We start from the raw sequence: 24,221 nt of genomic DNA on the forward strand, positions 1-24,221 counted from the left end.
ACGTTTCACGTGGTCAGCGAGTCCGCCGAGCAGCTCACGCGCGGGGTCCTGCTCCACGACGACCTCATCGAGAGTCATGCCGACAGTAGCCAGGCACACTTTGTGCTTTTCGACGATCCCCGCACCCACCTGCTTTAGAAATTTCACTCCCGGATGGGAAGGGCCGTGGATGGGGGAGAGGACGATGATGGGGCCGGCATCAATAAGCGTCGCGCTGTCGTTGTCGATCTCGTGGGCTTCAGTGCCCAACCGTGTGGCTAGTGCGTCGGCGTATTGCTTGGTGGAACCGTAGTGCGTGGCGTAGAAAACGGTGGTCATGCCTTAATTCTACGGCTGGGCTTAGAAAGACGAAGAGCTTCCTGCAGCGGAGAACCCAGACGAGGCAACACCCGGGGACGTGCTGCTGCTCGAGGTGTGTGCTTCGTGTGCCTCGACATTGCTGGTGTGCCAGTCGTTCATGACCACGAAGGGGACGTAGCCGTAATAGGTGTAGCTGTTGTCGTAGATGGCGGGCTTGCGCAGGGGCTCGTATTCCTTGACGTCGGAGAATTCGCGGCGCTTCACTTCGTCGAGAAGCAGGCGGTAATCGCCGAGGACGCGGACGAAGTCGTCCACGAAGCTGGGCGATGCCGGATTCGCGTCGAGCTGATTGAGGCGGTCTTCCAACAGGGCCAAGTCGCGGCTGAGTTCCTTGTCTTTGACTTGGTGCTTAGCTTCAATAACGTCCTTGCGGATATCGGTGAGTGCTGCGCGGCGGGTGCTGGGATCGCCCTGCTCGATGTCGAAGAGACGGTTGATATTGTCCTCTGCATTTGAGACATGCTCGACGGATTCCGCTGCCTTGCGGAGTTTCTTGTGGTTGCGTAGCGCGGCCTTGTCATCGTCGATCTGAATGTCGCCGATACCGCCAGCACCGCTGACAGCATCGTGGTAGCCGAAGAATGTGTCACGTACTACATTCCACTGTTTGCGTAGCTCTGCATCGGCAAAGGATGACGACACAGAATTGGCGCGGATATCGATCTGGTCGAGGCGTCCAGCCAATGTCGCATATTCCGTGGTGATTGAACGGTAGTCCTCGCGTGCTTGCTGAATCTTCTTACGTCGACTGTTTGAGATGCCGATCACGGTGGCGCTACCGGCGGTGCCCAGGCCGAGACCACCGAAGCCGAGTCCCAGCATGGCGCCAGTGCGGTCGTCTTTCGCTTCGCTGATCCGGTAGTCCGCTGCTGCCTGGGTGTCCATGGCCACGCGCGCAGATGCGAAGAGACCCGCTGGGATATTGCTATCACGGACGCCGGGCTTCATGGCATCCAGAACTTCCTCGTCACGCTGGCCGTAATCGACCTGCAGTTGGTTCGCCACATCATCGCCGTAATACCCGAATGCTTGGCGCGGATCGAGACCAACGCCGATGATCATCGTGCCGTCGGCAAAGCGATTGTCCTCGTTGTCCGCGTTGCCGATCATCTCGGGGTAGTTATCGCGCACGTATTCCTGAACGGTATCAAGCACATTCTCATGGTTGGTGGCAAAGACCATGTAGTGGAGGTCCGTCACCACAGCGGGAGTATCGAGGCGCTGTGCGTCCTTGAGCATGCGGGCCTCGTCTTCGGGGGAGAGGACATCATCGGGATCGTCGATGGTCACTTCCGCGGCAGCACCTTGCTCGACCACGACTTGATCGGGCTCGGGAATATCCGTGATGGCGTAACCAGTAGCAGCCCCGCCTGCTGCGAGCGCCGCTGTGACTCCGATTCCGGCAAGGAGCTGCTTTGAGTTCATGCGGACATTTTAACGCCGACCACGACCACAGTCCGGGCACAAGAAAACAGTCCATGTTTCACGTGAAACATGGACTGTTGGAAGGAGAGCAGGTGTGTACTAGGCGTCGACACGCTCCTCGTGCTCATCCTTGTGGCCTTCGATCTTGCCAGCAGCAAAGCGGTTGAGAACCAGCGCGATCGCGCCGTCACCCGTGACGTTGGCTGCGGTACCAAAGGAGTCGATGACGATGTAGGCGGCGATCATGAGCGCAACCATGTCATCGTTGAACCCGAGCATCGAGGCGAGCAGACCGGTTGCCGCCATGATCGCGCCGCCCGGTACGCCCGGGGCAGCGATCATCATGATGCCGAGCAGGAGAATGAAGCCGAGGGAGAGACCCCAGGAAACGTCCATGCCGCCCATGTAGATGACGGCGAAGGCGTAGAGACCGATCTTCATCATCGAGCCGGACAGGTGAATCGTCGCGCAAAGCGGAACGACGAAGCCCGCGACGTTTTCGTCAACCTTGTTGTTCAACGCGGAACGGAGCGTGACCGGAATCGAAGCAGCAGAAGAAGACGTGCCCAGCGCGGTGAAGTAGGCCGGCAGCATATTGCGCAGGGCGACGAACGGGTTCACGCCAGCGACAGCACCAGCGATCAGGTACTGGACCACAAGCAGAATAATGGTCATGATGACGGCCAGGGCGAGCACCTTGCCGAATGCGGCCATCGTCGCACCGAAATTATCGTTCATGCCCATATTCAGGAAGATGCCGAAAATGAACAGCGGCAGCAGCGGGATCACGAACGACGTGACCACCTTCATAATCACACCCTCAAGCTCCGTGGCGACCTTGTACAAGGTGTCCGACTTCACCGCGGTCATGGCCAGACCAACGCAGAATGCAAGCACCAGGCCGGTCATCACCTCGAAAGGTGCGGGGATTTCCACCTCGAAGAACGGGGAGAGGGCACCGGCATCGACATCATCGACATCAGTGACAAGGTTCTGGTCTCCCAGCAGCCACGGGTAGAGCGCTGTGGAGAGACCCCACGCGATCAGGCCAGAGATCACCGTCGAACCGTAGGCAATGCCAGCGGTGATGCCGAGCCACTTGCCCGCGCCACGGCCGAGGCTCGCGATCGCAGGAGTGATCAGCGCGAAAATGAGGAGTGGGACGAAGAAGCCCAGAAAGTTGGAGAAGAGCCCGTTGAAGGTGACGAAAATGCGGGCGAGCCACTCAGGAAAGAAGAAGCTGCAGCAGACGCCGAGCACGATGGCCACGACGATCCAGAACAGCAGCGATCTCGTGATCGACTTAGTGTTCATGTTTTTCTCTTTGCTCGGTATGCCTGAATTAAGGCTTTGGTACGGGAAATGAATAAGACGGCACTGCGCCTTATTAATTACTATTCTCCACGAGATGACCCCTTGGAGGAAAACAGTCGTTTTCCCAGCACCCCCCGATACCGTGCCATGGGTCACATGGAAAGTAGACTCTTGGTTTATGACTGGCGTGGTTATCGGTGTTGTTTTCATTGTCTTCGCTCTGGCGCTGTTGATTCCGGGCGTGCTTGCCACGTTGGGCCGTCTGCCCGGCAATAATGTCGTGGGTCTGCACGTGCCCGAGGTGCGTAAGGACGAGGAAGTCTGGGTGAAGGCACACAAGGTTGCCGGCCCGTACTTGATCCTCGGTGGTTTGGCCCTGGGCTTCGGAGCGGCATTTGCATTCATCGCTAATGGCTGGCTGTGGGTTGGCCCGGTCGTTCTGGCAGTGGTGGCCATCGCAGCGCTCGCAGCAGCTGGCAATCAGGGTGCACGCGCGGCACGACTCTTCGCTGAAGCGAAGGAAGCAAAAGCAGAAGCCGAGACCGAGCCAGCACCTCAGGTCGATCTCGGGGCTTTGCGTAACGCCGCCCGCGAAGCTGACGGCAGGTAGTCTCAACAGCAGAAAGGAGGCCAGCCGTGAGCGAATTTCGCCCGGAGGTTACTCACCGCAAGGTGCGCTATCACGCTGACGCGTCGAATCTCTTCACAGCAATTGGTGGCACGGAGATGACTGATGTCGTGCTGCTGGAAAGCGCGGACATCACCACGAAGTCGGGCCTGCAGTCAGTCGCGGTGCTCGGTGCTTCTTTGCGCATCACGTGCAACGGCCCGGATGTCGTCGTGGATGTGCTCAGCCCGGACGGGGAAGCCATCGCTGACCGTTTGAATGAGCAACTGCAGGAATATGCGACGGGTCAGCGCAGCTTCAGCTTCCCGGTTTCTAATGCCGCGGACGAGCGCGAGCGTCTCATCGCTCCGAGTTCCGCGGACGTTCTTCGTGCGTTGACGTTTGATGCGGGCTACACCGATGCGGAGTACGCGACGCTGCCGATGCTCGTTGGCGGCTTCGCTTTCGACTATTTGGCCACATTCGAAGACCTGCCGCGCGTCGGCGAGGGCACGAATACGTACCCCGATTACCAGTTCATTCTCGCGGATATCGTGCTCACTATCGACCACCAGGCGGGCACCGCGCGGTTGACGGGAGTGGACGGGGGAAGGGGAGACGTCGATAAGCGAATGCGTGATTTCGCCGCGCTTATCGACGACGCCGAGCCCCCAGCCCCGCGCCCAACTCGTGCGCAAGGACCTTTGCGCGTGGAGGCCAGCATCAATGACTCGGATTTCCGCCGCGATGTGGACAAGTTAAAAGACAATATTTATAACGGTGATATCTACCAGGTGGTCCCTGCGCGTTCGTTCACCCTGGATTGTCCGGATGCATTCGCCGCGTACCAGTGCTTGCGTGAGAATAATCCTTCGCCGTACATGTTCTACGTGCGCGGGTTGGACCGCAATGGCGAGCCGTATGAGCTGTTCGGGGCCTCTCCTGAATCGAATCTGAAATACGATTCCGCATCCCGTGAGGTGCAGTTGTATCCGATCGCAGGCACGCGCCCGCGTGGCGAAACGCACGAGCTCGATACGCGCATGGAGCTTGAATTGCGTACCGACGCCAAGGAGATCGCCGAGCACACCATGCTCGTCGATCTCGCGCGCAATGACATGGCTCGTGTGGCTGAGCCCGGCACCCGCAAGGTTCGGGAGCTTTTGCAGGTGGATCGCTATTCGCGTGTCATGCACCTGGTTTCCCGTGTGACCGCGACACTTGCTTCCGACCTCGATGCTCTCGACGCTTACCGTGCGTCAATGAATATGGGCACGCTCACTGGCGCCCCGAAGCTGCGCGCAACGGAACTGATCCGTGAGCTGGAGGGCGTGCGCCGTGGCTCTTATGGCGGTGCCGTCGGCTACCTCCGCGGCAACGGCGATTTCGATACCTGCATTGTCATCCGCTCCGCATATGTCCATGGGGGAGTAGCAACGGTGCAGGCCGGAGCAGGAGTGGTTCGTGATTCTGTCCCGCAATCAGAGGCAGATGAGACCTTGCACAAGGCGTATGCCGTTCTCAGCGCCATCGCGATGGCCTCTGGCCAGGAAGTGGAGGTGATCCGATGAGCACCAATGCTCCAGCGCGCATCGTATTGCTGGATAACCAGGATTCCTTCGTTTACAACCTTGTCGACGCACTATCCACGATCCCTGACGTGGAATTCACCGTCTTCCGCAACACCGTCACTGCTGACCAAGTGCTCGAAGTCAATCCAGACCTCATCATTTTGTCGCCAGGCCCGGGCTACCCGGGAGATGCCGGCTGCATGATGGAGCTGATCAACCGGGTGCAGGGAAAGATCCCACTACTGGGCATCTGCCTCGGTTATCAGGCGCTCGTTGAGCACTTCGGTGGCCGCGTCACTCCGTGTGGGCCTGTCCACGGTGTCAGTGAGGCCATGTATCTCACCGACGAAGGGATTGGGCACCCGCTGTTCCAGGGGCTCACCACCGACACTGGTCCGGAGCACGGTGACACGCCTGGCCGACTCGTTCCGGTGGCTCGCTACCACTCGTTGGGAACCGTTGATATCCCCAATGGTTTGGTCGCGTTGGCTCGCGTGGAGACCTCTAACGGCGATGTGGTCATGGCCGCTGAATCGTCGGATGGGATGTCCATCGGCCTCCAATTCCACCCCGAATCTATTCTCACGCCCAAGGGACCAGTACTTTTGCAGCGCTGTGTCGACCAATTATTGGGGCACTCTATGAAAGGTGATCTAAATGGCTAGTCAATCCGCTCTGGAAACCCTTCGCGTTTTTCTGGACAACAAACAGCCGACCCTCGAGGAGGCCATCGAAGCCTTTGTGCCCCTAACAGTTGGTGATTACGACGATGTTCACATCGCCGCCCTCCTCGCCACCGTGCGTACCCGTGGCGAGACTTTCGCTGACATCGCTGGCGCCGCAAAGGCATTCCTCGCCGCCGGTCGCCCCTTCCCGATCACCGGCGAGGGCCTCATGGATACCGCTGGCACGGGTGGCGATGGCAAGAACACCATCAATATCACCACTGCAGCTTCCCTGGTCGCAGCTGCTGGTGGAATCAAAATGATCAAGTGTGGCAACCGCTCCGTGTCTTCTAAGTCCGGTTCGGCTGATGTGCTCGAGGCCCTGAATATCCCTCTTGACCTGGACCCGGATCGCGCTGTCCGCCAGTTCGAGGCCTCGAATTTCACCTTCCTCTTCGCCCCCGCCTATAACCCGGCGATTGCACATGTCCAGCCGGTTCGTAAATCCTTGGGTGTCCCCACCTTGTTCAACACGCTCGGTCCGCTTCTAGCGCCTGGGCGTCCGGAGTTCCAGATCATGGGCATTGCCAACCCGAAGCAGGGGCAGATGATCGCTGAGACAATGCGCGAGCTCGGTCGCGGTCGCGCGCTAATTGTTCACGGCGCCGGCACCGACGAGATCGCCGTCCACGGCGAGACGCAGGTGTGGGAGCTCGACCGCGAAGGAAATATCGAGCACTACACCATCACTCCGGAGGACATGGGCCTGCCCACCTATTCGCTCGAAGAGCTCGTGGGTGGTGACGGCAAGGAGAATGCCGCTGCGATCCGCGCGATCTTCGACGGCACCGGTCCGGACGCTCACCGCGATGCGGTCACCGCCACCGCGGGCGCGATGTTCTACCTCTACGGGATGGACGCTGACATCAAATCCGGCGTTGAGCGTGCTAAGAAGCTGCTTGCCGACGGCACGGTGCGCGAATGGCTCGCCACCCACGAGGGAGCTGATTACAGTGAGTAACTCACAGGTCTCTGACCAGCACGGATCCGGCACAGGCCATTCTGCGGGTATGCCGACCGTGCTCGAGGACATTGTCCTATCGCGAAAACGTCACATTGACGAAATTAAGGCTCGCATCTCCCACGTTGACCCGTCGTCGCTTCCACGGTCCGAGCGTTCCCTTTATGATTCGCTCGCGCGCCCCGGCACGCGGTTCATCATGGAGTGCAAGTCCTCTTCGCCTTCACTCGGTATGATCCGCGAGCATTATGAGCCCGGCCAGATCGCGTCCATCTATTCGCGGTACGCCGCTGGCATCTCCGTACTGTGCGAACCGGAGCGCTTCGGGGGAGATTACGATCACCTCGCCACCGTTTCTGCCACCACGCACTTGCCGGTACTGTGCAAAGACTTCATCATCGACCCAGTGCAGATTCACGCGGCACGCTATTTCGGCGCCGACGCAATTCTGCTGATGCTGAGCGTCCTCGACGACGAGGAGTACGCAGCTCTCTCCGCTGAGGCTGACCGTCTTGGTCTCGATGTCCTCACCGAAGTCATCGACGAAGAGGAGGCCGCCCGCGCAAAGAAGCTCGGCGCAAAAATCTTCGGCGTCAACCACCGTAACCTGCACGATCTCTCGATCGACATCGAACGTTCCGCACGTCTCGCACCTCTCGCTCCCGAAGGCGCTCTCGTCGTCTCCGAGTCTGGTATCCGTGACGTCGAGACCGTCCGACGCCTCGGTGGCCACTCCGATGGCTTCCTCGTCGGTTCCCATCTGACCGGCACACCTGATATCGATTGGGCAGCTCGCATGTTGGTCTACGGCCCGAATAAGGTCTGCGGACTCACCTCGCACACCGCCGCCCAGACCGCTCGCGCAGTCGGCGCTGTCTACGGCGGACTCATCTTCGAGGAAGCAAGCCCGCGCAATGTTTCACGTGAAACAGCGGAAAACATCATCGCCAACGAACCCGGCCTCCACTACGTGGCAGTTAGTCGACGCACCGAGAACTGGGCAGAGCTCGTCTTCCCGAACATCCACGCTGTGCAGATCCATGCACCGCTCCAAGGCTCGCTCGACGACGAAAGGGCACTCATCGCCCGGATCCGCGAAGAGGTCCATGCCGTCAACCCCGCAGTAGAGATCTGGCGCGCAGTATCAATGTCAGAACCAGACGGTCCGGCGGTGGCAAAGGGGCTGATCGGTGACGTCGATAAGCTTGTGCTGGACGCGAAGGACGGAGGTTCTGGAACTAGCTTCGATTGGTCCACGATCCCCGCAGAAGTCCGTTCCCATGCTCTCCTTGCTGGGGGACTGGGGCCGGACAATGTCGACGCTGCGTTGTCCACCGGTTGCCTCGGTGTCGACCTAAACTCTGGTGTGGAATACGGAACTGATTCGGGCGAGTGGTCTGGCGCGAAGGATGCTGGCGCACTACGACTGGCTTTCGAGCAAATCCGTAACTTCCACTACTGAACAACACTTAGTAACAAGTACTTCGATATTGACCAAGGACATTCCATGACTGATTCCACAGACGCACGCACTGGCGGAAAGACCATTCTGCCTGCGTATTTCGGTGAATTCGGCGGGCAGTTCGTCGCCGAATCTTTGCTCCCGGCACTTGACCAGCTTGAAAAAGCATTCGTCGATGCATGGAATGACCCCGAGTTCATGGAAGAGTACCGCAGCCTACTCCGTGATTACCTTGGCCGTCCGACGCCACTGACCGAGGCGAAGAACTTGACCAAGGGCAATGACTACGCCCGGATCTTCCTCAAGCGGGAAGACCTGGTTCACGGTGGCGCCCACAAGACCAACCAGGTGATCGGTCAGGCGCTGCTGGCGAAGAAGATGGGGAAGAAGCGCATCATCGCCGAGACCGGTGCGGGGCAGCACGGCACTGCAACCGCTCTCGCGTGTGCACTGATGGATCTTGATTGCGTGATCTACATGGGCGCCAAGGACATGGAACGTCAGGCCCCGAATGTGTACCGCATGCGCCTGATGGGCGCTAAGGTCATCGGTGTCGATTCCGGTTCCGGCACCCTCAAGGACGCGGTCAATGAGGCGTTGCGTGATTGGACCGCGACCTTCCATGAGTCCCACTACTTGCTGGGCACCGCTGCCGGCCCGCACCCGTTCCCAACGCTGGTGCGCGAGTTCCACAAGGTCATTTCCGAGGAGGCAAAGGCTCAGATTCAAGAGCGCACGGGCAGCCTGCCCGATGTCGTCGTTGCATGCGTCGGCGGTGGGTCCAATGCGATCGGCATGTTCGCCGAGTTCATCGAGGAGGAATCCGTCGAGCTCGTCGGTGCCGAACCGGGTGGTGAGGGCATGGATTCCGGCAAGCATGGTGCCGCTATCAACGCAGGTACCGTCGGTATTCTGCACGGCACGAAGTCCTACCTCATGCGCGATGCGGATGGACAGATCGAGGAGTCCTACTCCATTTCCGCCGGGCTGGACTACCCGGCGGTCGGCCCGCAGCACGCCCACCTAGCCAAATCCGGACGCGCGAAGTACGTCGCGGTCACAGATGGCGAGGCCCTGCGTGCGTTCCAGAAGCTGTCCCGCGATGAGGGCATCATCCCTGCGCTCGAGTCCTCCCACGCACTCGGCTACGCGCTGCGTCGCGCCGAGGAGGCCAAGGAGTCGCAGACGCCGACCACCATTCTCGTTTCCCTGTCTGGCCGCGGCGACAAGGACATCGCCCACGTCCAGCACACCCTCGAAGAGCACCCGGAGTACGTTCTGAACACCTCGGAGGAGAAATAATGTCCCGCTTCGAATCACTTTTCACGGCACTCGACGCCAAAAACGAAGGCGCATTTGTCCCCTTTGTCATGCTGGGCGACCCGTCCGCCGAAGATGCCGTAGACATCATCAGCACGCTTATCGACGCCGGCGCCGACGCCCTCGAGCTCGGCATCCCCTTCTCCGACCCAGCTGCCGACGGCCCGACCATCCAGAAGTCTCACCTGCGAGCACTGGACGGGGGAGCCAACGTGGATAAGTGCTTCGACCAGATCCGTGAGATCCGGCGCCGCCACCCGGATACCCCGATCGGCATGCTCGTCTACGCAAATGTGCCGTACGTCCGGGGCCTGGAGAAGTTCTATAGCGAACTGCACGAAGTTGGTGCCGACGCCGTCCTGATCCCCGATGTACCCGTCCGCGAGGGAGCTCCGTTCATCGCTGCCGCTGAGGCCGCCGGCATCGACCCGGTCTTCATCGCTCCAGCTCAGGCACGTCCCGAGGTGCTCGAAGGTGTTGCCGCCAATTCCCGCGGCTACATCTACGCTATCTCCCGCGACGGTGTCACCGGCACGGAGCACGAATCGCAGACCCAAGGGCTTGCCGACGTCGTCTCCAACATCTCCACCTACGGCGGCGCCCCCGTCCTCCTCGGCTTCGGTATCTCCACCCCGCAGCACGTGGCCGATGCCGTCGCTGCTGGTGCCGCTGGCGCGATCACTGGCTCCGCCATTGCGAAGATCATCGACGCTCACGTCGACTACACCCACCCGAACCCGGGCACCGTCCGGGACATGGATGCCCTCAAATCCGAGCTTCGCGAGTACGTGACCACCATGAAGCAGGCTACGATCAAGTCATGACTGACTTCCCCCGTCCCACGTCCGGCCCCTCCTGCTCCCGTCGCACCTTCCTGCTGGGCACCGCTACGACCTTCGCGGGCGCCTTCATCGCTGCCTGCGGAAAGGCACCGTCCGCTGAAGTCGCCGCAACTCAGGTCCCGGTCGGCAGCGCGGTGATCGTGGACAACATCATCATCGCCCAACCGACCGAGGGTGAGTTCGTCGCCTACTCCACCCGCTGCCCGCACCAGGGCAGCCCGATCACCCAAGTCGACGGCGACACCGTGCGTTGCCCATCCCACGGGTCCGTGTTCAACATCGCCACTGGCGAGCCAGTTTCTGGTCCCGCCGCGACCGGCATGACCACGGTCCCGGTGCGCGAAGAAGGCAGCAACGTCATCGCTGGCGAAGAGTAGAAAAACGGGGATTTTTTAATGCACCTCTACGTCAAGACGGTTTTCACCGCGCCCGACGGTAGCGGCCTGGTCAACGTCGCCGAGCTTGAAGAAATCGACACGACGCGCACATCCTGCCGCATGGTCCGCATGATCGAACTCACGCCAAACGACACCATCGTGGGCGCATTCATCGACGGCAAAACCCACGGCAGCGCAAACACGCCTCTCGACGTCGTCCCTCACCCCGACCAGCTCTCCAATTTCGAAGACATCGAATCCCACATGCTTGATGCCGAGGACTTCGAAGGCCTCTGGGCAGAAGCTCAGGCACTTTTTCCAAGTCTCTAGAACGGCGGGTTGTCCTCCTTTCCTTCTTCAGGTTCACACGATTCCGAAAAATCGCCCGTTTTTTGCGGAGGCTCGGGCCTGAAGGGGAAGTCCATCCCAAATTCCTTCTCCAGTTCCGTGATCGCGGACATGCACTCTTCGTAGGTGATGGGTTCCGTGTTCATGTCAGTGTTGGCTTCAGAATCAGTGTTGGTGGGGGCGGGGCGGCGAGCCTCGTAAGCGTCGATAAGCGTGTGCCCTTTGGCGAAAAAATGGGCGTTTTTTCTGCGCCGGCGCTGAATGTCCTCGGAAGATGCCCGCCAACGCGGTGCGGTCGGGGTGACCTGAGAGCCGATGAAGCCTTCGGATTCCGTGCGGGCGTAGGTTCCGTCGTCGAAAAGCCAGATGATTTCGCCCGTGACCGGGTCGGGCACGTAGAACGCGCGGCGGTCGGTTTTCAGGTTGTGGTGGTGCGCGCAGAGGCAGTAGAGATTGGATGCGGTGGTTTGGCCACCGTCGTCGTAGGGGATGCGGTGGTCGAGCTGGCAGCTCCACGCGGACCGGGTGCAACCAGGGAAGATGCAGGTTCCGTCGCGGCCACGAACGTAGGCTTTGACCTTGTCCGGCGCGACGTAACCGGCGACCGTGTGGTCCTTGTATTCCTCAAGGTCGATGATGCAGTTGGCCATGTCGTGGAAGCGTTCGGTGCCTGCGGCGGTGGTCCATCCGAAGCCGGGAAGGAATACTGCCTTCGACTGGTCGGGCACGCCGTTGACGAGTGGCGCGTAGCCGTAAATGGTGGCCGCGGTGGGCTGAACCTTGCGGAAAATGAGCAGGTCAAGTGCCTCCCACTGGGAAACGCCGTGTTCGCGGGCGGTGGCGTTGATCTCTGCGCGCATCGCAGCGATCTTGGTGCTGTCGCCGCCGACATTCATGAATCCGGTGCCGGGATCGCCTGAGCCGGACGGCGGGGTGGTGAAAGAAATTTCACCTTCGCCGGGATCGAATTTCTTTGGTTCTTCCTCGCGGTCCTTGCGCTTCTTGTCGTCGTAGGCGGCGGTGGAGTCGAAGTCTCCAATCATGGCGTTGATGCGGCGCGTGATGGAGGTGACGGTAGGGAGCTGCTGGCCCATCTTGTTCGCGCTGAACAGAGAGACGAGCATGTCATCGAATTTGGCGTAGACCTCCTCCGTGACATTCACGCCGAGATCCGCGAGACCGTTGGCGATCGCACCGATGCGATCGATGTCCAGACGGTAGTAGGCGAGCTGGAGGGCACGCAGCTTTGGCAGGTTACGCAGGCACATGTACGAAGTGATCGCGTAGTCGACCCGGCCCTTAGACATGCCGGTCAACGTGGTGATCTGGGCAACTTCCCGGTCGTGGTCTTCAGAAGACTCGTGCGGGCTGGCGAGCGCATACTGCGCGAAGATATTCGTTTGTTCCTGCCGGATCCCCATGCCAGCGCGGCAGATAGGATCGTCGGGATTCTCGGTGGCAAAAAATGGCGGTTTTTTCGCCTGCTGGTGATGAGTAGTGGATGGGTTGTAGTTCGGGTCGGTGTCTTTCTTTTCCGGTGGTCTCGCTGCAGTCATTGTGGTGGCTTTCAGTGAGTGTTTGTTGTGGTTGCATAGAACACTCTTTCACATGGGGTGAACCATACCCCTTGTCACAGCCTTTAGATTCGCTTGCGTGTTCGACTACCAGCAAGAAAAGCCAGGTCAACCCTGTGGATAACCTAGGTTTTCGAACGACAGGAGTCGAAATTACTGTGGCAGCTGCGCCTCAACTTGGCGTCGCAAATCTGCCTGCATGCGCTGAAGATCAGCGGGGGACGGAAGGCTGATCAAGCCAGCGTTATTCGCCGCTGTCAGTCCACCAATGAGGCCAGCGAGAAGTGCGATGGTGACACCGCTGGCGATCCAGCCATCCAACGCACGGCCGAGCTGCACGCCACGCGCGGCATCCCACTTCAAGGAGCTACCAAGCACGGCATTAGCGGAGTCGTTGGCTTCATACTTGTCCCAGTTCGGGTCGACATTTTCCATGCGACCTTCGAGATCGTCCGGGACCTCAAGGTCATAGATCCGTTCCACCAGAGGGGAGAAGTGCCCCTTCCGGGTGGCGGCACCCCACTTGTCCTTGAGTTCCTCATCGGTGGCGAAGCTGAGGTGCTCGGAGCTATGAGCAGGAGAGCTAAGCTCAAAAAGTGGCTTGAGCGAGCTGCGCTGATCCACCTCGCGTCCGGCTTCGGCGTGCGCAGGCACGGCGCCAGCGACGAGAGTGACGGACAGGAATGCGGCGGCGAAACGGCGCTTCATCAGTGCTCCTTCAGCGACGGAAATACGGCACCGCAAGCATAAGACCAGCGCGAATATCCAGCAGCGCGTTCATGCAAAGTTCACCGAGACGCAAGGAGCAGTTGCTTATCGACGCCCCTGGCATGGAAACCATGCCACGCAAAAATCCCCGGTTTTTAGAACGGGAGCTGAATCATGCCGTTCTGGTAGGCGTAGCCACCAGCTGCAGCGAGGATCGCTACCGCAAGACCGGTGCCCCAGAGGATGTCGAAGGTGGTGCCGAGCTTGTACCCGTTGTTCAGGTCGTTGTCGTAAGAAGGCTGCATGAACTTTTCAAAGGCTGAGGCGATGTCAATAGCACGAACAATCTCCTTCGGATTGCCGGAAGCATTAGCGTCCTTCAGGCGCTTGTCGATCCTTTTGCTGCTGGACTCGTAGGAAGAGGTCATTGGGAGCTCGATATCATCGATATCAGCGTGGGCGGGGGCGACGGACAGGGACAGAGCAGTTGCGGTAGCGAGGCTGGCGGCAATGAATCGACGCTTCATGAGGATCTCCTTGAGTGGGAATGACAGATCACGTGCAGATTAACCCGGAGAATCGGCGCTGAACAGCGTGTTCCCTAAAAGTTCGCCAAATTTTAATTTGGCTGCAAAATTACCTGGTCGTTAGAAGACCAGGTTCACTAGCACCATGTAGCAGGCGGTGCCGGCGAGGATCGACAGGCCAGCGCGACGGCGCCAAATGTGGAGACCGAGGGTGAGCGCGGAAGCGATCAGGGCTGCGGCGAGGCCGTGGGGGAGCGAGGAGTCTTGCGCGATGGAGGACAGGGTGTAGATGACCAGGACTGTCATCACGCCGACCGGCATGGTGGCGCCGAGGAATTGGATGACGGGGCTGTCCTTGAGCAGGCGCAAGAAGCTAAAGGGGAGCGCGCGCAGCAGGACGGTGACGATAGCCACCGGGATGAGGACGGCGGCGACCATGGACAGGGTGACGCCTTCGGGGAGACCCATGGTTAGTTGCCTCCTTCGCAGGGAATGCGGAGTTCAAGGGCGCGATCGACAGTAGGCATGGAGTAGCGCAGCACCAGGACGAGGAAATAGGTGGTCAGGGCGATCATCAGCAGCCAGCTGGGAGCGATGATGGCGAAGACGATGGCGATCGCGGTGGCGGTAATCGGCAGGGAGAAGTCGCGGTTAGAAACGAATGACTCGTAGGTGAGGACCACGAAGAGGGCGGTTAGAGCGAAATCCATGCCCTTGACCTCCGGCGGGATAACCACGCCGAGGAGGGCACCAAGAATGCCGGGGATGACCCAAAGGAGCTGGCAGACGATCTCTGTTTTGAGAATGCGGGTGCCGGTAAGGGTCGCGCGGGTGGAGGGTGGAAGGGAGGAGATGACGGCGTAGGTTTCGTCGGTAAGCGCGTAGGTGGCATATGCACGGCCGAGACGCGATGAAATGCGGTGGCGCGGGAAGGTCAGGCCGTAGAAAATATGGCGGAAATTCACCATGAAACCCGTGACCGCGGCGGACAGTGGGCCGACACCGGCGGAAACGAGCTGCACGGCGAGGAACTCCATCGACCCCGCATAGATGACAACCGAGAAAATCGGCGTCCACCACCAGGCAAAGCCAGCTTGAGTCATGACCAGGCCGAATGCGAGGCCGAGGGGAATCAGTCCAAGGCCGACGACCCAGAGGTCTTTGAGGGCGGCGCGGATCTCCCGATCCATGGCTAGTTGTCCTCGAGGTCGGCAGGGAAGGTCGAGAAGAGGGGCAGGGGCATCGGCTGACGACGCAGCACGTCGCTGTACAAATCAGTCGCGGCGGGCGCGATGACATCGGTGGGCAGGGCTGGTGCGACGTACCAATCGCCACGCTCAATCTCCTCGTCGAGCTGGCCCGGAGCCCACTCGGCATAACCGGAAAAGACGCGCATGCCCTCCAGGAGCCCATCGACACTGTTCGGATCAGCACGCAGGTTCACGTGCACGAGGCGGTTAGCCAGGCGGGTGAACTCCGGGTGGTCCTCAATGACGGTGCCAGAAGCGGTCATGCCGACGGCGATAGCGGCCTGCGGGCGGAGGGGACCGCCGACGTAGAGGGCCTGCGGCTTTGCCACCTGCGGCAGCCACTCGGGCAAAACGGAGTGAACAGCCAGCTCAGAGCGGCGGTTGAGGACGACGCCGAAGGTGGCTTCGGGGGAGACGTCGATAAGCAAAATGACGGTGCGCGCGAAGTCATCCGCGAGCATGCCCGGCGCGGAAACAAGCAGCATGCCTGGCGCTGGGGTTTCGCGTTCGAGCGCGGTAAATAAGCGGTCCGCGTAGAAAAACTCAGCCATTTTCCTTCTCCCACCAAGCCTTGAGCTCCGCGACGGCCTCGTCGTGGTCGAGCTCGCCGCGCTCGAGGCGCAGGTCCTTCATGTACTTCCACGCCTTGCCCACCTCAGGGCCTGGCTTGAGGTCGAGGATCTGCATGATCTCATTGCCGTCAAGGTCCGGACGCACGCGGGCGAGGTCCTCCTTGGCGGAGATGTCTGCGATGCGTTCCTCGAGCTCATCGTAGGTGCGGCGCAAACGCGCGGCCTTCTTCGGATTGCGCGTGGTGCAGTCGGCGCGAACAAGCTTGTGCAGGCGCGGGAGGAGGTCGCCGGCATCCGTGACGTAGCGGCGTACCGCGGAATCAGTCCACTGGCCCTCGCCGAAACCGTGGAAGCGCATGTGCAGGTACACGAGCTGGCCCACGTCCTCGATGACGTGCTTCGGGTACTTCAACTTGCGCATGCGCTTGCGGGTGAGCTTCGCGCCAACGACCTCATGGTGGTGGAAGGAAACGCCACCGCCGGGCTTGATGTCGCGGGTATCGGGCTTGCCGATGTCGTGCAAGAGCGCCGCCCACCGCAACTTCAGATCGGGGCCCTCGTCCTCGAGCTCGGTGGCCTGGCGCAGCACGGTGAGGGAGTGGGCGTAGACGTCCTTGTGCTGCATGTGCTCGTCACGCTCGAGCTGCAGCGCGGGAATCTCCGGGAGAATGTGCCCGGCCAAGCCCGTCTCCACGAGCAGGTCGATGCCCTCCCACGGCTGGATGCCCAACATGAGTTTGTCCAGCTCAGCCTGCACGCGCTCAACGGTGATGCGACCGATCTCATCCGCCATGTCTGTCATCGCCTGCTTCACCCGCGGGCTGACAGTGAAGCCCAACTGGGAGACAAAGCGTGCGGCGCGCAGCATGCGCAGCGGATCGTCGCGGAAGCTCACCTCAGGTGCCTGCGGGGTGTCCAAGGTGCGATTCAACAGGTCCTTCAAGCCGTCAACCGGGTCATGGAAATCGAGCGACAACGTGCCGTCATCGGCGGGAAGCAGCTCGATCGCCATGGCATTCGCGCGGAAATCACGGCGGACCAGATCGCCCTCAATGGTGTCGCCGAAGGTGACCTCGGGGTTGCGGGTCACACCGTCATAAAGATCAGCGCGGAAGGTAGTCACCTCCACCTGCTGGCCCTGCTTCACGGTGGACACAGTGCCGAATTCAATTCCGGTATCCCACACGGCCTCACCCCACTCGGAAAGAATCGCCTTGATCGTCTCCGGGCGGGCAGAAGTGGTGAAGTCAAGGTCATGGCCCAAGCGCCCCAGCATCGCATCACGGACCGGGCCGCCGACGAGATAGAGCGACTCGCCCTGCGCCGCAAAGGCAGAAGCGAGGGGTCCCAGCAGGTCAGCGAGCTCACCCACCGCTGCCTCAGCGCGGGCGAGCAAAGCAATAAAAGCCGTTGGATCGCCTTTTTCAGGCAGGTTGAACAGATCGGCTGGATCGGTCGAATTCATCGCGCTGCTCTTTGGGGTGGTCACCTGCATAACCTTACAGCCACAGGCAAACCACCCACATCGGTCCTCAAGTTCCACATGCGCACCGCGGACGGATACCATTCATACGATGGCTGAAAATTCCCCCGGCGAGCAATCATCGCCGCACCGCAGATCGCGCCCCCGCAAACGGCGTCGGCGCGCGACCAGCCATGCCCACAATAAGAGCACAAACCAAAATAGCGCCCAGAACAATGGCCACAACAACAGCCAGAACAAGAATCAGGGCAAGAATCAGGGCAGCACCGAGGGCAACAACCAAGGAAATAGCCAAGGGAATAAGCGTCGCCGCAAACGTCGTGGCGGCAGCAACCAACAGCGCAATAACCAGCGCAATAATCAGCGCAACGGTCGCGGCAAGAACCACCGAAATAGCAGGAATAACAGGGGAAATAGGTACCGGAGGCCGTCGTCAAGCGCGCATTATGCGTCGGCGAATATGGAGACCCGCGACGAGACTTCGGCGGGCGGCCTTGTTGTTTCGGGCATGGCGGAGGCCGTCGCGGCGAATGGTTCCGTGGACATGTCGCAGATTTATGTCGCGCTGATCGGGCGTCTGGACCGCCGTGGACGTTTGCTGTGGTCCATGCCGAAGGGGCACGTCGAGCCGGGTGAACACCAGTGGGACACAGCACGCCGCGAAGTGTGGGAAGAAACCGGAATCACGGGCGAACCGTTCGCTGAGCTGGGCACGATTGATTATTGGTTTGTCTCCGACGGCGTGCGCATCCACAAGACGGTCCACCACAATTTGCTGCGCTATGTCGACGGCGTGCTTAACGACGAAGACCCGGAAGTCACCGAAGTCACCTGGGTACCGGTCAGCGAACTGATTGAACACCTCGCGTACGCGGATGAGCGCAAACTCGCACGCATCGCCTACGACCAGATGCCGGACCTGGCGCGCGCAGAAAAAGAAGCGGGAAGGACCACGCCGCGGTGATGCACCGACGCACGCAAAAAACGGCTGCGATACTCGCGGCCGCGGTTCTTGCATGCCCGCTCCCCGCACACGCCGAGCCAGTTCCGATCAATCCGAATGACCCAGCGGTCGCGCACCAGTGGATCAACGACCAAATCCGCCCGACCGACGGGAAGCAAGGGCTCAAGCTTTCGCTTATCGACGCCCCCCTGACCGTCCCCTCCGGCCACCCCATCGACGTGACCGTACGGGTCCGCAATGAATCTGACACAGAGATCTCTGAACTGACCATCGCGCCCCTGGAAGGTCCCGCATCTGGCTCAGTGGCAGATGCGCGAGCAGCGACCGTGGCAGCGGTGAGTGAGTACTCCCCAGCAGGCAAAGCCGTAGACGTGCCCACCTTGGCACCGGGGGAGGAGACCGAGGTCAAAGTCACCATTCCCACCGTGCAGCAACCCTTTGACAGCACTTTCCCGATGATGCTGCTGCTTGCCCAAGACGGCGTGAACTTGGACAGCGAACGGTGGCACATGACTGTCACGGGCGCGCCTGGGGAAGAAGCCGGGGCAGAAGACGCTGAACAAGACACTCCAGCCGGGCTGAGCATGCTGTACCCGATCTCCGCGCCGGTGGACATCGTGCCGGGGGAGACGGGTGAAGCACCCAACCGCCCACCACTGATCCTGTCCTCGGAACAACTGGCTGACCAGATCGCGCCGGGTGGACGCCTGGACCAGTTGGTGGATACCTACACCGATTTTGATGGCACCCACCAGGCGACTTGCCTGGCTATTGATCCAGCGTTGCTGGACACCGTCGACCGGATGACACAGGGCTACACCGTGGATGATGACAGGCCGACCGCGGAGACCAAACGTAAACGGTTGCGCGATTCCTGGGGTGAAGACGATTCCACTGCCAATTCTGAAGAAGGCAGGGGAGCAGCGGATGCAAAAGCGTGGCTGGACAAGCTGCGCGAGGCAACCAAAGACAACTGCACCGTTGCTCTGCCCTGGGCTAATACTGACTTGAATGCAGTGGCACGCACGGGCGATAAATGGCTCATGCGTGAATCCGTCGAACGCGGACCATTCACCGTTGAGCGCATCCTCCAGTCACCGGTACTGCACAATATTGTTGTGCCCGGCGCGGGATACCTCGTGCCAGAAGCCGCACGTGGCATGGGCTGGGCAGACTTAAGCCAATCCACCATGGCCACCACCGGCATGCATACGGCGTGGGAGCAGGATCAAGCAGCGCAGACGAAGAAGACCAATGCGCCCGGTGGGCGTGTGATGGGGGAGCAGCGCAGCAACCTGGATAACCCGAACCTGCCCCAAGCAGGCGGCGTGACAGCCCCAGAACCGCAGGAACCAGTCCGAGTATTGGTGGCAAGCAACACGGTGAATACCGGGGATTCGCGCTTTGCCACGCTCTCCCCTGGAGTCGCGGCGGTGACCTTTGATGCGGGACTGGGCGCCACACTGGCAGCGACAGGGCCACGACCGGAAACACCTGGGTACTCGAGCGAGATTTCGCGGTATGACTTCACGCTGGACTCCACTAAAGCTCGCGATCTGACGGCGGCCACTGCTGTTCGCACAGCTGCACAGGCAGCCCAGACAATTCCAGAAGGGCAGGAGTCGGACCCCACATTGGTCACCCCGCCAGCGGCATGGGAGGCCTCGACGGCGAGGGCAGTGATGGAGACCGTCACCGCACTGTTCACTGAGCGCGTGGCCACCCCGCTGGCCTTCGAAGACTATGTGGCAGCGCCAAAAGATGCAGCACCTGCGGATATAAACGCGCTTGGCGTACCTGATTCAGACCCGGCTGCATTCGCAGACACCGAGGTATTGAATACCGGGCAGCAAGCCCGCTTCATCAATGACCTGACTGCGCTACTGGCCAATGATGACGTGATCGCGCTGACGCGCTACGGATACACGCAGCCACTGCGGGCGGATCTATTGACTGCTTTAACGGTCACTGGCCGTCGCGCATACACCACATTCACTGAGGCTGAAACACGCACAAGGGAACGGCTCAATGGTGACCGCGACACACTGGCGGGCCTGAGAGCCTCGATCGCGCTGCTGCCGCCGGGAAATGTGTACACGCGTACCTCGGCATCATCACCGCTGCTCATCGTGGCAGAAAATGGTCTGCCACTGCCCGTGGACGCCACGATCCTCTACCGCGGGCCAGAAGGGGCCACGCTGAACACGCCTGCGAAATTCCGGATCCCAGCGCGCGGCTCACTCACCTTGCAGATGACAGCGGACCTGCCTTCTGATGCGCAACGGTCGGATCTGCAGCTCTACCTGGCCACTCCGCAAAACCAGCCGATTTCGCAACCGGTGGAGATCGGGGTGCAAACGGCGGGGGCGTCGATAAGCAATTGGGTGCTCATCTCGCTGCTGGGTGGGCTGTTCGTGGCAGCCGTCGCCGCGCAATTGGGGAAACGCCGACGTAATAGAGATTCAGCGCAAGCCGACTAACATACCCTTGACCCAGAATTCCTAGGACTATTTCAGGTGCCAAGGATTCTTTTTCAAACTATTCCCGGGATCAAGGTGAGCGAGTCATGGCGGAACAAACCGTAGCGGCCGCGGAGAACGCGGAGGACGCGGAGAGTAAAACGACAAGCGATAGGGCTGTCGTCCGCTCCACCGGATCAATGGCTGTTGCGACCCTGATGTCGCGCATCACCGGCTTCATCCGCACGGTGATGATCACCTCCGCGCTTGGTGGCGCGGTGGCATCCGCATTCAACACGGCCAACACGCTGCCGAACATGATCACCGAGATCGTGCTCGGCTCCGTGCTGACCGCGCTCGTGGTGCCCGTGCTCGTGCGCGCGGAAAAGGAAGACCCGGACCGCGGCGCAGCATTCATTCGGCGCTTGTTCACGCTGACCGTCACGCTGCTGACTGTGGTCACGCTGCTCACCGTCATCGGTGCTCCGCTGTTGTCGAAGCTGATGCTCGATGGCAACGGGCACGTCAACCTGGTGCAGACGACATCCTTTGCCTATCTGCTGCTTCCGCAGATCATGTTCTACGGCCTGTTCTCCCTCTTCATGGCTATTTTGAACACCAAGGAAGTGTTCCGCCCCGGAGCGTGGGCACCGGTGGCGAACAATGTGGTCTCCATCGTGGTGATGCTGCTGTACATGATCCTGCCTGGGCAATTGGACCCGGCGGAGCCCACGGGTGTCATGGACCCGCATATCCTGCTGCTGGGTCTGGGCACCACATTGGGTGTGGCGGTGCAGTGCCTGATCATGCTGCCGGCGCTGAGGCGATTGAAGATCGACCTGCGCCCGCTGTGGGGGATTGATGAGCGCCTGAAGCAATTCGGTGGGATGGCCTTGGCGATCGTGACGTATGTGGCGATCTCGCAGGTGGGCTACATCATCAATAACCGCATCGCCTCTGGTGTGGATAGTTCCGCACCGGTGATCTACATGCAGCACTGGCAACTCCTCCAAGTGCCGTACGGCATCGTGGGCGTGACGCTGCTGACGGCGATCATGCCGCGCCTGTCCCGCAATGCGGCTGATGGTGATGATGAAGCGGTGGTCCGCGACCTGACCGTTGGCACAAAGCTGACGTTCATCGCGCTGATCCCAATCATCATCTTCATGACGGCGCTGGGCCCGGACATTGGTAATGCCCTGTTCGGCTACGGCAACTTCACCAACCAAGAGGCCCGCACGCTGGGTCTGACCTTGAGCTTCTCCGCCTTCACGCTCATTCCCTATGCCCTGGTGATGCTGCACCTGCGCGTGTTCTATGCCCGTGAGGAGGCGTGGACGCCGACATTCATCATCGCCGGTATCACTTTGACCAAGGTCGTGCTGGCCACCCTGGCACCGACTGTGGCAGCGCGCCCGGACCAGGTCGTGGTGCTGCTCGGTGCGGCGAATGGGTTTGGTTTTGTGGCCGGTGCTCTCATCGGTGCGTTCCTGCTGCGCCGCAAGCTGGGCTCGCTGGGTGCTGCTGCTGTTTTGCACACCTCCGTGTGGGCTGCCGCCGCTGGCCTGGTCGGTGCTGCTGCCGCACTGTTCGTGCGCTTCCTCTTGCGCCTGATCCCTGGCGGCATTCCGGGTCTGATGGCGGCGCTGGGCCGCCGCGATTCCTTCGGCCTGCTGCTGGAGATCATGATTCTGGGCGTTGTCTTCGTCGTTGTCACGGGCATCACGCTGTCGTTCTCCAAGCTGCCGGAGGTGCGCAACCTGGGTGCAGCTCTTGCCCGCATCCCGGGCATGAGCCGGTTTGTGCGCACGGGCCAGACCGATGAGATCGAAGGCACCGTCAACCCGCAGGAGGCCTCCTCGCAGATCTACGCTGCAGACACCTTCAACACCTCACCGGTCCCGCCGCCAATGTCTGCTGGCGTTGTGCGTGGACCGCGCCTGGTGCCCGGCGCGGCAGTCTCCGACGGCCGATTCCGCCTTCTGCGTGATTACGGTGCCAGCGCATCCGCCCGCTTCTGGCAGGCACGCGAGCAGCGCACCGGCCGTCTCGTCGCGCTGACATTCGTGGATACTTGCGGTGCTGCACCACTCGCACCCGTGACACCGCGCGAGGCCGCGCTGGACGCCGCAGGAATCTGTCTGCGCACGGAAAAGCTCGGCGAGATGAACCTTCCCGCCGTCGCCCCGGTGATTGAAACGATCCGTTACCGCACCGGCTGCCTCATCGTCGCCGAGTGGGTGCCGGGCTCCGACCTGAAGACAGTGGCTGATTCCGGTGCAACGCTTCTCGACGAAGCCGTCGCCGCCGCCATGCTCCCACTCACCGACTCCATGGCGCGCGCCCGGAACAAGGGTGTCCTGCTGGGTCTGGATAACCGCCACCGCATGCGCGTTGCGGGCGACGGCACCGTGTTCTTGGCATTCCCGGCTGTCCTGCCCGATGCGGATGAGGAAAGCGACCAGTCTGCCTACGCCTTCGCACTTGAGCTGCTAGCCGGTTCGGCTGAGACTGACTCTCTGGCCGGCATTGTCGATGCTGCGCGTGAAGAACCGAATTACCGCGAGATCGAGGACCGCCTGGCCGAGATAGCCAAGGTGGACACGTTTGAAAACACCAGTCCGATCCCGATCGTGCCGGATTGGGAGACGGAAGAAGAACCGGAGGATTACCCGGAGGTCAAGTCCCGCGGTGGATTCGGTGAACGTGGCTTGGGCACCTTCGGCACAGCCGGACTCGTTGCCGTAGCCATCACCGCTGTCGTCCTCGTCGCAGCACTGACCGTGTACATGGTCAGCCTGTTTGGCAACACCGAGAATTCGCCGATCACGAATGAATCTGCCCGCGATGGCGCTGCCCAGGTCTCTGAAAGCCTCGAGGATGTGGACAAGTCTGCCCTCGAAGGAAAGCTGCCCGTGATCATTGCTCCGCTCACCGCCACAGCCTGGGGTGACGGTGCTGATACGGACCGCAACACCGATTTCGAAGCGCTCGTGGACAACAAGGACGACACCGCCGCATCCACCAACGCGGGTGAATATGTCTTGCTCACCCCGTCGGGGGAGCAGGGGACCAAGACATTCGTCCCCTCCGAGGTCATCTTCACCACCGTCACGGGTGAGCTGGATGTGACGATCTACGCCATCGACGAGAACACCATGGACACCACCGACGTCAACCACCTGCGCATCCTGGCGAATAGCACGCTCAAGGACGGACGCACCGTCATTGACATTGAGGGCGATCCAGCAGCTTCCGGCCTGGTGATCAGCTTCAGCGCCCCAGAAGGTAGCTCTGAATCGGAACCGTCCGCTGCAATCGTCCGGGGCATCACCGTGGTGGGCACCCGCCTGCGCTAAGTCATCCCGCAAA

At 60.8% G+C, this 24,221-nt stretch carries 23 protein-coding genes; 12 read left to right on the forward strand and 11 right to left on the reverse strand.

The genetic code is table 11. The features are described 5' to 3' along the window. From Q0X21_RS05270 to Q0X21_RS05280, 3 genes are all read right to left on the reverse strand, one after another. On the reverse strand, nucleotides 1-318 hold a 318-nt coding region (locus Q0X21_RS05270), incomplete at its 3' end, for a flavodoxin domain-containing protein (RefSeq protein ID WP_297850748.1). A 21-nt stretch (nucleotides 319-339) separates the two neighbouring features. Next, on the reverse strand, nucleotides 340-1,785 hold the full coding sequence (locus tag Q0X21_RS05275; RefSeq protein ID WP_297850750.1) for a DUF5129 domain-containing protein: 1,446 nt from the start codon (nucleotides 1,783-1,785) through the stop codon (nucleotides 340-342). 99 nt (nucleotides 1,786-1,884) lie between these two features. Next, nucleotides 1,885-3,099 carry a dicarboxylate/amino acid:cation symporter gene (locus Q0X21_RS05280; protein ID WP_297850752.1) on the reverse strand — a complete coding sequence of 405 codons (1,215 nt, stop codon included), beginning with the start codon at nucleotides 3,097-3,099 and terminating at the stop codon, nucleotides 1,885-1,887. 178 nt (nucleotides 3,100-3,277) lie between these two features. Between Q0X21_RS05280 and Q0X21_RS05285 the strand changes: the two genes are divergently transcribed. From Q0X21_RS05285 to Q0X21_RS05325, 9 genes are read left to right on the forward strand one after another with little or no spacing between them, the layout of a single operon-like run. Further along, entirely contained in the window at nucleotides 3,278-3,709 is a 432-nt protein-coding gene (locus tag Q0X21_RS05285; protein WP_297850754.1) for an SdpI family protein, read from the forward strand. Nucleotides 3,710-3,735: 26 nt separating this feature from the next. Beyond that, nucleotides 3,736-5,277: an anthranilate synthase component 1 gene (locus tag Q0X21_RS05290; protein ID WP_297850755.1), complete on the forward strand. Its 1,542-nt coding sequence runs from the start codon at nucleotides 3,736-3,738 to the stop codon at nucleotides 5,275-5,277. After that, the gene (locus Q0X21_RS05295; RefSeq protein ID WP_297850757.1) at nucleotides 5,274-5,942 is read left to right on the forward strand and encodes a glutamine amidotransferase-related protein; all 669 of its coding nucleotides are present in this window, start codon (nucleotides 5,274-5,276) and stop codon (nucleotides 5,940-5,942) included. Before Q0X21_RS05290 ends, Q0X21_RS05295 begins: the two co-directional genes overlap by 4 nt. Continuing rightward, nucleotides 5,935-6,963 (forward strand): anthranilate phosphoribosyltransferase, encoded by a 1,029-nt coding sequence (gene trpD / locus Q0X21_RS05300; RefSeq protein ID WP_297850759.1) that lies wholly within the window; start codon nucleotides 5,935-5,937, stop codon nucleotides 6,961-6,963. The genes Q0X21_RS05295 and trpD overlap by 8 nt, the downstream gene beginning before the upstream one ends. 49 nt (nucleotides 6,964-7,012) lie before the next feature. Continuing rightward, entirely contained in the window at nucleotides 7,013-8,425 is a 1,413-nt protein-coding gene (gene trpCF / locus Q0X21_RS05305; protein ID WP_297850809.1) for a bifunctional indole-3-glycerol-phosphate synthase TrpC/phosphoribosylanthranilate isomerase TrpF, read from the forward strand. 45 nt (nucleotides 8,426-8,470) lie between these two features. Continuing rightward, complete coding sequence (gene trpB / locus Q0X21_RS05310; RefSeq protein ID WP_297850761.1) at nucleotides 8,471-9,727, forward strand: tryptophan synthase subunit beta; 1,257 nt, start codon at nucleotides 8,471-8,473, stop codon at nucleotides 9,725-9,727. Next, entirely contained in the window at nucleotides 9,727-10,569 is an 843-nt protein-coding gene (trpA, locus tag Q0X21_RS05315) for a tryptophan synthase subunit alpha (RefSeq protein ID WP_297850763.1), read from the forward strand. The genes trpB and trpA overlap by 1 nt, the downstream gene beginning before the upstream one ends. Next, nucleotides 10,566-10,964 (forward strand): Rieske (2Fe-2S) protein, encoded by a 399-nt coding sequence (locus Q0X21_RS05320; protein WP_297850765.1) that lies wholly within the window; start codon nucleotides 10,566-10,568, stop codon nucleotides 10,962-10,964. The genes trpA and Q0X21_RS05320 overlap by 4 nt, the downstream gene beginning before the upstream one ends. 18 nt (nucleotides 10,965-10,982) lie before the next feature. Further along, nucleotides 10,983-11,294 (forward strand): hypothetical protein, encoded by a 312-nt coding sequence (locus Q0X21_RS05325; RefSeq protein WP_297850767.1) that lies wholly within the window; start codon nucleotides 10,983-10,985, stop codon nucleotides 11,292-11,294. On the opposite strand, the gene Q0X21_RS05330 is transcribed toward Q0X21_RS05325, so the two are convergent. From Q0X21_RS05330 to Q0X21_RS05365, 8 genes are all read right to left on the reverse strand, one after another. Further along, nucleotides 11,291-12,868 (reverse strand): HNH endonuclease signature motif containing protein, encoded by a 1,578-nt coding sequence (locus Q0X21_RS05330; RefSeq protein WP_297850769.1) that lies wholly within the window; start codon nucleotides 12,866-12,868, stop codon nucleotides 11,291-11,293. The two genes, Q0X21_RS05325 and Q0X21_RS05330, sit on opposite strands and share 4 nt — an antisense overlap. A gap of 171 nt (nucleotides 12,869-13,039) precedes the next feature. After that, nucleotides 13,040-13,594 carry a hypothetical protein gene (locus Q0X21_RS05335; protein WP_297850771.1) on the reverse strand — a complete coding sequence of 185 codons (555 nt, stop codon included), beginning with the start codon at nucleotides 13,592-13,594 and terminating at the stop codon, nucleotides 13,040-13,042. A gap of 10 nt (nucleotides 13,595-13,604) precedes the next feature. Beyond that, nucleotides 13,605-13,727, reverse strand: coding sequence for a hypothetical protein (locus tag Q0X21_RS05340; RefSeq protein WP_297850773.1), 123 nt, complete (start codon nucleotides 13,725-13,727; stop codon nucleotides 13,605-13,607). Between the two features lie 22 nt (nucleotides 13,728-13,749). After that, entirely contained in the window at nucleotides 13,750-14,121 is a 372-nt protein-coding gene (locus Q0X21_RS05345) for a hypothetical protein (protein ID WP_297850776.1), read from the reverse strand. A 120-nt stretch (nucleotides 14,122-14,241) separates the two neighbouring features. Beyond that, nucleotides 14,242-14,589, reverse strand: coding sequence for a branched-chain amino acid transporter permease (locus Q0X21_RS05350; RefSeq protein WP_297850778.1), 348 nt, complete (start codon nucleotides 14,587-14,589; stop codon nucleotides 14,242-14,244). 2 nt (nucleotides 14,590-14,591) lie between these two features. Then, nucleotides 14,592-15,311, reverse strand: a complete 720-nt coding sequence (locus Q0X21_RS05355; protein ID WP_297850779.1) for an AzlC family ABC transporter permease — start codon at nucleotides 15,309-15,311, stop codon at nucleotides 14,592-14,594. Nucleotides 15,312-15,313: 2 nt separating this feature from the next. Further along, on the reverse strand, nucleotides 15,314-15,922 hold the full coding sequence (locus Q0X21_RS05360) for a YqgE/AlgH family protein (protein WP_297850781.1): 609 nt from the start codon (nucleotides 15,920-15,922) through the stop codon (nucleotides 15,314-15,316). After that, a complete protein-coding gene (locus tag Q0X21_RS05365; RefSeq protein WP_297850783.1) occupies nucleotides 15,915-17,408 on the reverse strand; it encodes a CCA tRNA nucleotidyltransferase in 1,494 nt (497 codons plus the stop codon). The genes Q0X21_RS05360 and Q0X21_RS05365 overlap by 8 nt, the downstream gene beginning before the upstream one ends. 109 nt (nucleotides 17,409-17,517) lie before the next feature. On the opposite strand from Q0X21_RS05365, the gene Q0X21_RS05370 reads away from it, so the two are divergent. The 3 genes from Q0X21_RS05370 (at nucleotide 17,518) to murJ (ending at nucleotide 24,208) form a co-directional block, all read left to right on the forward strand. Then, nucleotides 17,518-18,390 carry an NUDIX hydrolase gene (locus Q0X21_RS05370; protein ID WP_297850785.1) on the forward strand — a complete coding sequence of 291 codons (873 nt, stop codon included), beginning with the start codon at nucleotides 17,518-17,520 and terminating at the stop codon, nucleotides 18,388-18,390. Then, nucleotides 18,390-20,870 (forward strand): hypothetical protein, encoded by a 2,481-nt coding sequence (locus Q0X21_RS05375; protein WP_297850787.1) that lies wholly within the window; start codon nucleotides 18,390-18,392, stop codon nucleotides 20,868-20,870. Before Q0X21_RS05370 ends, Q0X21_RS05375 begins: the two co-directional genes overlap by 1 nt. A gap of 86 nt (nucleotides 20,871-20,956) precedes the next feature. Beyond that, nucleotides 20,957-24,208: a murein biosynthesis integral membrane protein MurJ gene (murJ, locus tag Q0X21_RS05380; RefSeq protein WP_297850789.1), complete on the forward strand. Its 3,252-nt coding sequence runs from the start codon at nucleotides 20,957-20,959 to the stop codon at nucleotides 24,206-24,208. The last annotated feature ends 13 nt before the right edge of the window (nucleotides 24,209-24,221 follow it).

It is taken from the genome of uncultured Corynebacterium sp., from assembly GCF_947253065.1.
Lineage (GTDB): Bacteria > Actinomycetota > Actinomycetes > Mycobacteriales > Mycobacteriaceae > Corynebacterium.